This window comes from Variovorax sp. OK605 (assembly GCF_900115445.1).
Lineage (GTDB): Bacteria > Pseudomonadota > Gammaproteobacteria > Burkholderiales > Burkholderiaceae_C > Variovorax.
In genome coordinates this window covers 86,159-98,859 of record NZ_FOWL01000013.1, presented here as the reverse complement: position 1 = coordinate 98,859, position 12,701 = coordinate 86,159, and the positions used below count along the sequence as shown (strand labels likewise).

General features: G+C 65.4%; 8 protein-coding genes and 2 pseudogenes. 6 read left to right on the top strand and 4 right to left on the bottom strand.

Features of this window, described 5'->3' with window-relative positions; translation table 11 throughout:
• Window positions 1–88: 88 nt before the first annotated feature.
• From BM013_RS29045 to BM013_RS29030, 3 genes and pseudogenes are all read left to right on the top strand, one after another.
• Window positions 89–925 carry a MurR/RpiR family transcriptional regulator gene (locus BM013_RS29045; protein WP_256221744.1) on the top strand — a complete coding sequence of 279 codons (837 nt, stop codon included), beginning with the start codon at window positions 89–91 and terminating at the stop codon, window positions 923–925.
• The gene (locus tag BM013_RS29040) at window positions 925–1,785 is read left to right on the top strand and encodes a DMT family transporter (protein ID WP_093131561.1); all 861 of its coding nucleotides are present in this window, start codon (window positions 925–927) and stop codon (window positions 1,783–1,785) included. Before BM013_RS29045 ends, BM013_RS29040 begins: the two co-directional genes overlap by 1 nt.
• Window positions 1,786–2,229: 444 nt before the next feature.
• Window positions 2,230–2,547: pseudogene (locus BM013_RS29030) on the top strand (IS3 family transposase); the annotation flags it as partial.
• Between the two features lie 307 nt (window positions 2,548–2,854).
• Here BM013_RS29030 and BM013_RS29025 read toward each other — a convergent pair.
• A complete protein-coding gene (locus BM013_RS29025; RefSeq protein WP_143098390.1) occupies window positions 2,855–3,205 on the bottom strand; it encodes a hypothetical protein in 351 nt (116 codons plus the stop codon).
• A 293-nt stretch (window positions 3,206–3,498) separates the two neighbouring features.
• On the opposite strand from BM013_RS29025, the gene BM013_RS40800 reads away from it, so the two are divergent.
• Window positions 3,499–4,083, top strand: a complete 585-nt coding sequence (locus BM013_RS40800; RefSeq protein ID WP_143098389.1) for a hypothetical protein — start codon at window positions 3,499–3,501, stop codon at window positions 4,081–4,083.
• A gap of 30 nt (window positions 4,084–4,113) precedes the next feature.
• Window positions 4,114–4,734 (top strand): ATPase, encoded by a 621-nt coding sequence (locus BM013_RS29015; protein WP_093131553.1) that lies wholly within the window; start codon window positions 4,114–4,116, stop codon window positions 4,732–4,734.
• A 1,642-nt stretch (window positions 4,735–6,376) separates the two neighbouring features.
• Here the strand turns inward: BM013_RS29015 and BM013_RS41655 are convergent.
• A complete protein-coding gene (locus BM013_RS41655; RefSeq protein ID WP_143098388.1) occupies window positions 6,377–6,511 on the bottom strand; it encodes a transposase in 135 nt (44 codons plus the stop codon).
• A 141-nt stretch (window positions 6,512–6,652) separates the two neighbouring features.
• Here BM013_RS41655 and BM013_RS29010 point away from each other — a divergent pair, with 141 nt between their 5' ends.
• The gene (locus BM013_RS29010; RefSeq protein WP_256221743.1) at window positions 6,653–8,932 is read left to right on the top strand and encodes a TonB-dependent receptor; all 2,280 of its coding nucleotides are present in this window, start codon (window positions 6,653–6,655) and stop codon (window positions 8,930–8,932) included.
• Window positions 8,933–9,242: 310 nt separating this feature from the next.
• Here the strand turns inward: BM013_RS29010 and BM013_RS29005 are convergent.
• Window positions 9,243–10,187: pseudogene (locus tag BM013_RS29005) on the bottom strand (IS110 family transposase); the annotation flags it as partial.
• 408 nt (window positions 10,188–10,595) lie between these two features.
• The gene (locus BM013_RS29000) at window positions 10,596–12,686 is read right to left on the bottom strand and encodes a sensor histidine kinase (protein ID WP_093131549.1); all 2,091 of its coding nucleotides are present in this window, start codon (window positions 12,684–12,686) and stop codon (window positions 10,596–10,598) included.
• Window positions 12,687–12,701 lie beyond the last annotated feature (15 nt).

Sequence of the window (12,701 nt, the reverse complement as noted above, 5' to 3'; positions counted from 1 at the left end):
GATCGTGCTTGCAACGACCGGTGGACAATGTAATACATTACGAAATATGAATGAAAATGGTAATTCAGTTTCGGGTGACGCGCGACTGATGCAGTGGATCGGAAGCATCCAGGCCCGCAGTGGCGACCTCGCGGCAAGCGAAGCAAAGGTCGTCGAGCTCCTGCTTGCCGATCCCTTGTTCGTCGGGGCGAGCACGACCGCGCAGGTGGCTGCCCGTGCCGGGGTCTCGCCGCCGAGCGTGGTCCGTGCCGCACGTGCAATCGGGTTCAACGGGTTCGCCGAACTGAAGATCGAAATCGCTCGTGCACGCGGAACTACCCGGTTCTTCGCGCCCCCTGACGCACTCGCCGCGGGCGCGACGACGGCCGCGGTGCTCGAGGCCTCGATCCGCGCAGGCACCGACGCGCTGACCGCGCTCGGCGGGGCCGTCGAATTGGCCGCGCTCGACCGGGCGGTGAGCACCATCCAGCGCGCGCGCCAGGTGATCGCCTTCGGCGCCGGCCCCTCTGCGACGGTCGCCGCCGATGCGGTGTTCCGTCTGCGCGCGGTCGGCGTGATGACTATCGGCATCCCGGATCACCTGTCGGCGATGATTGCTACGCGCCTCCTCGGACCCGGTGACGCCGTCATCACCGTCAGTTCGACCGGGCGCACGTCGACGACGCTCGCCATCGCCGATGCGGCGTCTTCTGCCGGTGCCTCGCTCATCGCCGTCACCAACCAGTACGGCACACCCCTGGCGGCCCTCGCGGACGTCGCCTTGGTTGTCGGGGGTGCACCGCTGCCGGCCCAGATGGCTGCGGCCGGGAGTCGGCTGGCGCAGCTCGTGGTGATTGACGCTCTGGTCGCGGCCCTTGCTCTGCGCGACCCGCAGCGCAGCCGCCGTGCGGAACGGGCGGGCATCGACCTGCCCGACATCGGCTGATGCTGCCCGGCACCGTCGCGATCGTCCTCGTCGCGGCGATCGCCCACGCGGTATGGAACCTGGCCTCGAAGTTCAAGCGCGGTGATGCCGTGCTGTTCGTCGGCGCCTACACCTGTGCTTCGGCGCTGCTGTGCTTCCCGATCAGCCTTGCCTTCGGCGCAAGCGCGCAGCAGATGCTCGACGGGCGGCTGTGGGGCGGTGCCGCTGTCTCGGCCGTGCGGCACGCTGCCTACTCGCTCATCTTGCAAGCCGGGTACGACCGTGCCGAACTGGGCGTGGTCTATCCGGTCGCGCGTGGTACCGGACCGGTGCTGACGATGCTTTTCGCCATCCTGCTCCTGGGTGAACGGCTCAGCACAGGCGCGATGTTCGGTGCGTCGCTTGTCGTGGCCGGCATTCTCGTGGTCACCGGCAACCCGTTCGGCCGCGGGGGCGGCCGCCCGCTGCAGGGCTTGCTCTGGGGCGCTGCGACGGGGGCGACCATCGCCGCGTACACGCTTTGGGACGGCTATTCGGTCATCGGGCTGCACCTGGTGCCTCTGAGCTACTACGCCTCTACGCTGCTGCTGCAGAGCCTGATCCTGACGCCCAGCCTGTTGCGCCGACGCCGTCATGTTCGCGCGGCCCTTCGTGCCGACGCCGTTCCGATCCTCATCGTGGCGGTGTTCTCCCCGCTTGCGTACATCCTGGTTCTCACCGCCATGCTGAAGGCGCCGGTGGCGCTCGTCGCGCCGCTGCGCGAATCGTCGATCGTCATCGGCTCGCTCGTCGCGTGCCTATGGTTCCGCGAAGGGCATCTTGCGCGCCGCCTCTCCGGCGCAGCCGTCGTGCTGGCTGGAATCGCGGCGATCAGTCTTTGAGGCTGTCTTCGAGCCGGCGCCGCGCGCGGTAGCAAGGGTTCACAGGTAATGACTGGTTGCCCCTAACGAGTTTCAGCCTGAGTACGATGGACCCCGTGGATCAGCGGTACATGCCTTCTTGATCGGCTCCCGGCGGCTTGGGACGGCAGCCTGCGGAGAAGTGTTGCCGACGCGCAAGGGGGGAATCCGGCGCGCCGCCTCGCATCGCTGCTACCGGACAGAACGGATCCAATCTCTAAAAAGCTTCACGGGAGCCTCTGCGGCTTTCAGTGGACCGCAGAACAAGTAGTAACCAGACTGCGTTCTGGCGACGTGATCCACGGCAATCACGAGCCGCCCGCTGCGGAGGTCGATGTCAACGTAGGCTCGCTGGGCGAGGCAACCCCCAATCCATCGGCCGCAGCCGGGTAGCACAGCGCCGCATTCGCCAATGTGATTCCATGCAGGCGCGGGGAGTCTACAAGTTCAGCCGAACTGAACCATAGCGACCAATACACCAGCGAGCACTTCCAGGAGCTGCTCAAGGAGCAAAGCATCACGTGCAGCATGAGCCCCGCGGGCGAGGTCTCGGGCAACTCGGCCATGGAGAGCGTCTTCAGTTCACTGAAGGCTGGGCGCACGGCCAGAAAGGTGTACCGGTTCAGGGAACGGGCCCGCGCCGATGTGTTCGACTACATCGAGCGGTTGTACAACCCGACGCGTCGTCATTCGACGCTCGGCTACGTCGGTCCGATAGAGTTCGAGAAAGCTCAAAAAGCTTAGGTTGGTGTCCATGAGACCGGCAGCGGCCCAGGTCTCCTACCTGTCGGTGGTCTCCACGCTACGGGAGTGATGGCGCTCCGGCCTTGGCTCAGAGGGTTTCGGGCTGGCACTGGCGGCGGACGTGCGGTTGCGTCGGGCCTTTCGCGACTTGGGCGCATCTCAGCGCAAGTTCGAGAGACGCACAGTTCTCATCCTTTGACCCAGAATCGCCAACTTTCGCATCCCGCGCCGGCCTATTCTTGGCCGAATGAGGTGAAGCGGTAGCCCACGCCGACAGGGGCGCTGATCTAGGCGCGGTCCGCGCTCCTCACTTGCCAGTGTTCCAGATGTCCCGCGGCGCCTGGCCGCTGCGGTGCGCGTGTGAGGTGGTGACAGGGCGTCCACCGAGTACCTCCGCCCAGTCCCGCATGGCCGCGATGCTGACGTAGGGTGTGAAGTCGTCGGCGTTCAGTCCCGCGCGGTGTGCGGCTTCCTGACCCATGTAGGCCGGACTCAAGCTTCCCGTAGCGAGCGCCGCGCGCTCCGCGCGGCGATGCACAAAGCCTGCCTTGAAGGCCCTGAGCAGGGTCTCGTTTTCTTCGTCCGACAGATCCACCGTCGCCTTGTCGCCCGCGCGGTATCCCCGCTGGAACATGTCTAGGTCTGCGGTGGTGTTCAATTTCGTTCTTTCGTGGGCGGGGCGCGATGGGCCTGGCGCTGTACGCAACGTCTCGCCGAGCGGCATTCCGCTGCGCTGGCGTGGCCGCCAGCCGGCGCATGCAGGATGGCGGCCAGCATTTTATCCGCTCGGTGCACGCTCGCGATGTGCGCCTCTAACGCGGACCGCGCTCCCGAAGACTCCTCGCCCACGTCACGCAGCACGCGAGTCGTTCCGGGCGATCACAACTTCTTCTTCCTCCTTTTCTTCCTACTCTTCGTACCCTTCCGCCGCGGACCGGTGATCCCGGCCGCATGCTCGGCAAAGACCGCCGGCGCCCTGCGCTGGAGCCGCTGCAGCGACAGCACATGTCTCGGGTTGACGAGGCGGATCGCGGCTGGCGTGCTGAGAGGCCCGATGCCCCGGCGACAAGGCCCGTGTCGCTGGAGTTCTTCGGTTCCCGGCCGGCCTCCGACAGGGAAAGGTCCAGAGAATTACGGAAAACGGGTAAAATAGGGAAAATCTGGAATTCGAGGATTTTCATGTCTACCCCTACCGCGTCCATTCATCCCGCACGGATCGCGCGTCTGTCGCGCAACCTTCCTTCGTTCTCCGCAACCAAGCTTGCCTCGGGCATGCAGGCGGTGACCACCACTGTGATGGCACGCGGCGCGGTGGTGATCACGCGCCACGAGCGGCCCGCCATGGTGCTGATGTCGGTGGAGCGCTATCTGCAGATGGAGCAGGCGTCCGAGCCAGACCTTGATGCGCTCACGCACCGCTTCGACGACATGTTTGCGCACATGCAAGGCGAGGCAGCCGCTCAGGCGATGGCGGATGCCTTCGCCATGGATCCTTCGGAACTCGGCGAGGCGGCGATGGCGGCGGCCACCGCCTAGCCCCGCGATGCGACGAGTCGTTGATCGCTGATGCCAGCGCGCATTTTTGTGCTTGCCGGCGTCAACGGGGCCGGCAAGAGCAGCGTGGGCGGCGCGGCCCTGCTGCACAAGAAGGTCGACTATTTCAACCCTGATCTGGCCGCGCGCGTGCTGCTCGATGCCAACCCGCGGTTGGCGCCCGAGGCTGCCAATGCCCAGGCCTGGGAAATCGGGCGCAAGGGTCTTGCGCGGGCTCTGGCCGAGGGCCAAAACTTCGCCTTCGAGACGACTTTGGGTGCCCGCACGATCTCCCAAATGCTGGTCGACGGCGCACGTCTGGGGGCGCAGGTACATCTCTGGTACGCCGGGCTGTCCTCGCCCGAACTCCATCTGCAACGCGTGCGCTCCCGCGTGGTCGCCGGAGGCCATGACATTCCCGAGGCGAAGATTCGCGAGCGTTATGAGACCAGTCGCGCCAACCTGATCCGGCTGCTGCCGTGGCTGGCGAGTCTGCGCCTTTACGACAACAGCGCCGAGGGCGATCCCAAGGCCGGATGCAAACCCCAACCTCGGCTGCTGCTGCACATGGAAGGCGGCCGCATCGCGTTTCACATTCCGCTGGACCAGGTGCCGCAATGGGCCAAGCCGATCATGGCCGCCGCGTTGGCTTAGCTTTTTCGGGGGCCGTGCCGATCGGATCGTTCGTGAACTGCCGCGGCCAGCAACGACGTAGGCACCTCGTCCCGTCGCGCCCGCACAAGGGAGCATGGGGACTGTGCACTGCCAGCACCATGCCGCGTCAGCGCTGCGCCCGGTCGGAAAACCGTCCCCTGGAGCCTGTCGCTCGCGTTCGCGTTCGCGGTCACCGAGGCACGCGACAGCACAGAGCGTGCGCGGGGCAGCGTCTTTCTTGGGACGCGCGGTGACGGGTGTGGGACCGTCATTGCCGATCTCTCGGCCTGAAAGCAAGACCTGACCTTGGCGATGCGCAGATGAAGGGTCGATGGCGCTCGACGGCGCGCCGCCTCGGACCAAAGCTTCCTGCGTCAGCCCTGACTCGTTGCGTCTCGCCCTGACCGCATCTCCCATTTGACGAAGCGTGGAGACGGCCGCAGGGGCACAGCCCGGACCGAAGTGCACGATGGGACGATTGCCGCGCCCAGCGCTGGCTGTCCGTCGCCCAAAGTATGGGGACGCCAAACGGCCGGCAGAGCAGCCGCGAACTCTCTCGTGCTGACCATGCCGAGGTGGCGTGTTCGGCGGCGGGGCTGGTGCGCTGACGTCGGACGGATCGGATGCAGGCACGCTCATGGCGCTTTGCGAAGGGCGGGTGGGCTTGCCTGTGAGCCCTGAGGCAACCCCTCGTTCTCGCGTTCAAGGCCCTGCGCGCTGCGCGTGCTCGGCGCGTGCCGCGCCTGCGGCGGCCTGGAGCGCTGCGCTGCGACGGGGTGGCGGGGTCTCGCAGGCGATCCCGCCTGTCTCAACCACAGGAGTTCGTCACCATGAACGTTTCCATTTCCTCCGTTGTCGCTGTTGCTGTTTCTTCAGAGACATCCCTGACGGCGCACCGGCGATTGCCACCTTGAGCGCGCGCGAGCGCAGCGTGCTTGAGGCGCTGCGGCCGTTTCTCGGCGCCGATGCGGAGGTGCTCTGCGAGGCGCAAGGCCGCTCGCTGCACAAGCCGGTCTGCTTCGCACGTGACTCATCGCTGCCGGGTTGCGTGCAGTTGGCTAGGCACACGAGAGCTTCTCGGTCCTGTCCCTGTCGGCTACGAGGGCGAGCCCACTCAAGCTGAAGATGCGCTGCACGAGCCTCTGATGGCGCACGGTTCGCGACCCAACTGCGAGCCTCCTGGCTCGATTCCACCCAGGCGCAGGAAAACTCGATCAATTCCGTGTCGAGTCGAGAACCGGCCTCCAACTGAGCCGCACATATGGCATGGGCTTTGAACCGTCGGGCTGGTCGAAACAAAGCGCTTTCGGGGCCAACTGATTTCGAAATGTAGCTGACCTGCATCGATCAGTAGGGAGCGAGCGCGATCTGACCTGCCGCTCCCGGCCGTACCAGAGTAATGGCAGTGAGGGCCGTCAACTTGGAGAATGACGGACATGAGAAAGTGAATCGCCCCCGGCTGTCATCGAGGCCGGTTGGCTTGAGTCATGCCGCCATCGTGGCAGCCTTGTCGGCGGTCGCCTGCAGTCGTTTGCCTCACCTTCTGCGGGCGGGATGCAGTGTGTCGATGTCGTCGGCGATCACGGACAGTGATACCGGCAACAATGTCCACGCACCATCCGCAGATTCCGCAACGGACGCACTACATCGTGGTGATCGCGCCGGCCTCACCGACGAGCTGCCAAGGCAGTCCCGGTATCAGCGCATTGAACTGCGGCCGGCTCATCGTCAGCGTTCCATCGATGTTCTTGGGCCAAGCGAACTTGCCGCTGTTCAAGGATGCGGTCGTCAATGTCGAGATCGGCCAGCTGGCGAGCCCGGCGGCAAACGGGGGCTGGCCCGGCAAGACTTCGCGTCCGCGAGCGTCTACTAGAGTACGGGCATGTCCTTCTGCCCATGTGATCGCCTCGCCCGTTCCTTGGCCGTCAGCGCTCTTGCCTTCGGGCTCGCCGCGGCGGCCCCTGCACAGTCGACGCCTTTGGACGATGGCGAAACGCTCCCCGCCATCACCGTGAATGCCAGGGGCCGTTCGGAATCCACCCAGCAAGTACCGGTCCCGCTGACCTCGATCAATGGCGAGGCCCTCGAGACTCAGCGAAGCTGGCGGCTCGAAGAGCTGCAGCAATGGTTGCCGAGTACCAGCATCACCTTCGGCGATCCGCGGCAATCGGCCATCGCGGTGCGCGGCATCGGCAGGAATCCATCGAACGATGGCCTCGAGGGCAGCACGGGCATCTACCTCGACAACGTCTACCTGGGCCGCGCGGGCATGGCGACGTTCGATCTGCTCGACATCGAGCGCGTGGATCTGCTGCGCGGGCCGCAAGGCACGCTTTTCGGCAAGAACACGACCGCCGGCGTGCTGGCGTTGCACACGCGTCCACCAAGCCGCGAGACCGAGCGCAGCCTGCAACTCTCGATCGGGCAGCGCGGCCTTGCGCAGGGGCAAGTCATCTTCTCGGGCGCCTTGTCGGAAGAGACGGCGGGCCGACTGCTGATGTACGGCACCCATGAAGGCGGCACCATCGAGAACATCTACGACGGCGGCCGCGTCAACGGAGGCAATCGATTCGGCATTCGCGGCCAATGGCTGCTGCGTCGTGGCGACGCCTTCAGTCTGCGCCTGATCGCCGATGCGCACCGCGAACGCTCCACCTACGGCACACGCGTCATCTACTCGCTGGGAAGCGGATCGGCGCTGGCCCGCGCACTGGCCGGCGGCGCCACCGGCATCGTCACCGACCCTAGGCGCTATGCGGTCAATACCGACGGCGTGGAGCGCGTCGATCTTGAGCAGGGTGGCGTGTCGGCCGAAGCGAGCTGGAAGCTCGGGAGCGGCGCCACCGTCACGTCCATCACTGCCGGCCGCTCATGGAGGTTCGTGCCGACGACCAACGACAACCTCAATATCCCCGTGCTGATCGACGGGGGTTCCCGCGTGCGCCAGCAGCAGTTCTCGCAGGAGTTGCGCTACGCGGGGCCCAGCGGCGGCGTGGTCGACTATGTGATGGGCGCGTTCTACATGCGCCAGCGCATGCGCAACGAGATATTCACCGTGTTCGGTCCGCGGGCAGACATCGTTCTGCAGGGAACGTCCTTGCCGGTGCTCGCCAACGCGAGCACTGTGAGCTTCGGCGCGCTCGACACGGAGAGCTTCGCGCTTTTCTCCCAGGCCACGTGGCACGCCACGTCCAGGCTCGACCTCACGGCCGGCCTGCGCATCACGCAGGAGCGCAAGGACGGGCGCACCCATCGCGGCGACTCGACCGGTGGTGCCGCTGCCACCGCGTTCCTGCGCAATCGTCCGATCGTGCTCGGTGCCTACGATACCGGCTCGCTGGCGATCCGAAAGACCAGCCCATCGGCGCTCCTGAGTGCGAGCTACCGGCTGGACGACGACGCGATCGGCTACGTGAGCTTTTCGCACGGCGAGCGGTCGGGCGGGATCAATCTGGCGGGGCCGGGTGCCGCTCCCGGCCCGCTCGGCGCCTCGTCGCTGATCATCGGGCCTGAACGTGTCGACAGCCTGGACGTCGGCGTCAAGAGCAGCTTGTGGAATGATCGCCTGACACTTAACCTGAACGTCTTCCTGGCAGGCGTACGCGGCTACCAGACGTCGATGTTCGTGCCCGCCGGCGCAGGCGCGGGCAACTACGTCGAGATCCTCACGAACGCGGGCGATCTCGGTAGCCGGGGACTGGAGCTGGATGCTACTGCGCGACTGGCGCGCGGGCTGACCGTGTGGGCGAACGCCGCCTTCAACGATGCACGCTATCGACGCTACGAGGACGCGCCTTGTCCGTCAGAACGCGCGTTCATGCCGCAGGGGCGCTGCAGCCTGACCGGACGGCAGGTTGCCGGGGCGCCGCGCTGGACATTCAACGTGGGCGCCGAATACCGCAGGTCCGTGAGCCCCACCACCCAGCACTTCGTTTCAGCGGCATACGCGTGGCGGTCCACACAGGATGGCACGCTCGACGGGTCGGTCCACTCGCGCATCCCAGCCTACGGCCTGCTGAACCTCGCCGCCGGTTGGAAGGTCGCACGGGGCAATGAAATCTGGAGCATTTCGCTCTGGTTGCGCGACGCGCTCGACAAGAAGTATTTTCCAACCGTGGCTGCCACCGCGAACGGTGCCTACGTGGCCTCGGTCGGCACGCCGCGCACCCTTGGACTGACGGTGCGGTTGGACTACTGACCGTTCCCGTGCGTTCCCTCAAAGCGCCGGCGATGCACAGTAAGCAATGGGATGGACACCTCCTGAGCGCTTCTAATGGTCGTGGCGCGACGCGAGGGTTTTACGTGGGTCAGTCTGACCGAAATCAGGGGGGTTAGAGGGGCAATTTCTGGTGGCAATGGACAGCCAACGTTCATACAGCTTTCGAGATGGTTGGACTGGACGTTCACGGTGCGGTGACCGACAGCCCCGGTAACCCCGTCGGCGACGGACGGCGTTCAAGCAAGTTCTTGCGTTGTTCGACGGATCGGGCCACCAGCCCTGCTGTGCAAAGTTGCTCCAGCCATGGGCCGGGGTCTTTCGCATGTCTCAGTACCACACGAGCGCCGTGAACAATCAAGGTGCGCAGGTAGGTGTCGCCCCGCTTGGAGATCCCCAGCAGAGTCACCCGGCCACCTGTGCCCGGTTGCTTGGGCACCAGACCCAGCCAGGCACAGAATTCGCGCCTTGACTTGAATGCCTTGGGTTCTCCCATCGTGGCGACAGCCGCTGTAGCCAAGAGCATGCCGACTCCGGGCATCGCCGCCACACGCTTCATGTCCACGTCAATGCGCAGAACCTCAGCAAGCCTCACCTCGATGGCCTTAATGTCTATCGCCAATTGCGTGATGCGCTGGGCCCGCTCGCGCAGGCTGTCGGCGACATACTGTGGAACGCTGTTGGCAAGCGCCTCCAGCGCGAGCTCCAACTCGCCCAACAGCGCCTTCTTGCCTCGCCTGAAGGTGGCCCCAGACTCATAGAGCGGCCCCCGCAACGCACTGATCTGCGTGATCTTCATCCGCATCAACATCTCCCGCTGACGTTGCAAGGTGAGCGTGGCTTGTTGCGCGAGCGTCTTCGCGCCCACAAATTTGGTGCCCGGCTGTTGCATCGCCAGCCAGATGGCGCGTGCGTCCGTGGCGTCGGTCTTGTTGCCGTTCACGAACGGGCGCACGGCCTTGGCATGAATCAGCCGCACGGCATGGCCCTGCGCCGTCAACACACGGGCCCAGTGGTGTGCTCCGCCGCAGGCTTCGATACCGATCAGGCAAGGCGCACGATTGGCGAAGTGCCCTAAAACCTTGGCCCCGCTTGAGCTGCACATTGACGATCTCACCTGTGCTCATGTCCACGGTGCGAAGCTGGAACGCATTCTTGGCGATGTCCAGCCCAATGACCTGCAGGTCGCTCATCTGGCCGATGATTTGCCCGCGCTTTGTGCAGTACGACGATGCATGACGGAACCTCGCTGGTGATTGTGAAGACATTGATCTATCGCGACCCCATGGGCACTTTGATGCCGTATCCAGTCGAGGGCCAGCTTGTCTAGCGGGCAAGCCACACGCCCACAACGGTCGCGCTGTTCATCTCGGTACTCGTGGCGGCGTTTGAGCTGCCGGTAGGCAGGGAGGCATCCATTACATCTCCTGGTAGTCCAAGTTTTTGTCCGCATCCCGGGTCGATGCAACACGCCAAGAACTGCGTAGGTGGACGGAGTGTTACTAATGAAGCACCTGACACGAACTTACTGCACGGACAGCCAGAGGGCATGGACCTGAGTGGGCCTGCGTGAGGCGCTTTCCCCTTCCCGAGGCCGCAGTCGGTGCGAAGGCCATGGGCCGTGTTCCCGCATGCAGTGCGACGGTCATATGCCTGGCTCGAGCGGCGCAGCCGGGAGCGTAAGGCGGAATGTCGACCCGCTGGTGCCTGTTTCGTGCAGGATCACGTCGCCGCCGTGGCGCATCGCGATCTCTCTCGCCAGGTGAAGCCCCAGTCCGGTGCCGGCCACTGCGCTCGCGGTTTTCGCCCGGAAATATTTCTCGAAGATACGGGCTTTGTCGGCCATTGCGACTCCAGGTCCGCGGTCGATCATGTCGACCTGCACGATGTCGCCAGTCTGCCGCAGCACGACATGTACCGGTTGCTCCGGCGGCGAGTATTTCAACGCGTTCTGCATCAGGTTCTGCAGTGCGATCTCGAGCAGCGCTCGATCGCCGCGCACCTTGGACAGGGGTTCACGCACGTCGACGAACAGGCGCGTAGCGCCGGGAAAGTGGAAGCTCTCGCACAGGCCGCGCGCGAGCGCCGCCATTTCGAAGGTTTCGAGGCGAAGCACCCGGTTCTCGGGCTGGAGGCGGTCGGCCAGCAGGATGTTCTCGATCAGCATGGTCAGGCGCTGCACGGCGCGCCGGATTCGCTCGGTGCGCTGCTTCACCACGGGCTCCCCGCCGAGCTTCGAGATGTCGAGCGATTGCGCCGCGCCGTCAATCACTGACAAGGGCGTGCGGAACTCGTGCGACACCATGGAGACGAACTCGCGCTGCTGCACGATCGCCTGGCGCTCGACCTCGAGCGACTCACGCAGCCAGGCCTCCAGACGGGCGCGGGCCGCGATCTCCTCATGCAGCGCGGCATTGGTCTGTTGCAGTTCGGCGGTGCGCCGCACGACCGTACCTTCGAGAGCCTGTTCGGCTTCCAGCCGCACTGCGCGCACACGCTCGCGCTCGGCGCGGTAATCGCGCTCGGCGCGCCGCGTCCGGTCGGCCACGGCCACATTCAGCAGGACAAGGTGGCACATGGTGCCGAGCCAATAGATGCGGTCAGGCGGCACGCCGGGCATCCCATCACCGAGCCAGAGCTTCAACAGGCCGTAGAGCCCGAGCACCGTTCCCACCGCGAAGGCCGAGGCCGGAAGCAGGTACTGGAACTGGCGCCGCACGAAGAGCAGGTAGCAGACGAAGACCGTGCCGAACAGCGTCGACGCGGTGCTGCCCGCGCTCGCCCAGGTCGCCATGGCCGCTTGATGGCCTACCAGGGTTAGCACGAGCGCAGCGAAATTGAACACCACCACCGCATTGAAGAAATATGCCGCAGGCGGCCAATGGCGCCGGAACTGGAAGATGCGCGACATGAACGCGGTACCCACCATGTTGAAGAAGCAATTGACGGCAAGCAGCGTTTGAGCGACGCGTTCGGGTCGAGCGTCGAGGAACCACTGCGCAGCGAACCCTTGGCGGTTGATCGACAGAGCCGCGATGCAGAGCACGTACAGCGCGTAATGGGCGTACAGCCCGTCCCGCAGCCAAGCCCCGAAGATCAGATTCATGCAGATGGCGAGCAGGACGGCGCCTAGCAGCATGCCCATGATGGTGTAGTCGGCCGTGCGGTCGTGCTCGAAGCCGACAGGCTGCCACAGGTCCAGTTCGGCCCGCAGCGACGGCCCATCGTTGCGCACCCTTAGGAAATAGACAGCTGGCTCGGTCGAGATGTTGAGCGGGAACACGAAGTTGTGGTCGTGGATCTCGCGCGTCGCGAACGGGCGGGCGTCGCCGAGCGGCGTCTCGACGAATCCGCCGCGCCCGTCCGGCGCATACAAGGTGGCTTCATGGATGCGCGGCGGTCGCACGCGCAGCAGCCATCGTGCGGGCGCGTCGACCGTGCGCGCGAGCGAAAATCGCAGCCACACGGCGTCGCGGCTGAAGCCTTCCTGCACCGGCCCTTCGAGCGACTCGAAGCCGCTCTGCTGCGCGCCGCGCGCGACGTCGGCGATACGCCACCCGCCCGAGGGGTCGCGCTGGATCTCAAGGTCCCCGGAGAGTTGAACGCCGCGGCCGAGGCCGTCGGAAGCCGACAGGACCAGCGCCCTGGCGGGCATCGCAAAGCACCACAGCAGCAGGAACAGAAGAGCGAGCAGGCGTCCCGGATCTGCCCGGGTGGTTTTGACGTCGAGGCGCATTGGGACGCGACTTTA

Excerpts from the sequence above, each read along its gene's own strand:
- BM013_RS29045 (WP_256221744.1), top strand. The coding sequence starts at position 89 with ATGCAGTGGATCGGAAGCATCCAGGCCCGCAGTGGCGACCTCGCGGCA.
- BM013_RS29040 (WP_093131561.1), top strand. The coding sequence starts at position 925 with ATGCTGCCCGGCACCGTCGCGATCGTCCTCGTCGCGGCGATCGCCCAC.
- BM013_RS40800 (WP_143098389.1), top strand. The coding sequence starts at position 3,499 with ATGCTCGGCAAAGACCGCCGGCGCCCTGCGCTGGAGCCGCTGCAGCGA.
- BM013_RS29015 (WP_093131553.1), top strand. The coding sequence starts at position 4,114 with ATGCCAGCGCGCATTTTTGTGCTTGCCGGCGTCAACGGGGCCGGCAAG.
- BM013_RS29000 (WP_093131549.1), bottom strand. The coding sequence starts at position 12,686 with ATGCGCCTCGACGTCAAAACCACCCGGGCAGATCCGGGACGCCTGCTC.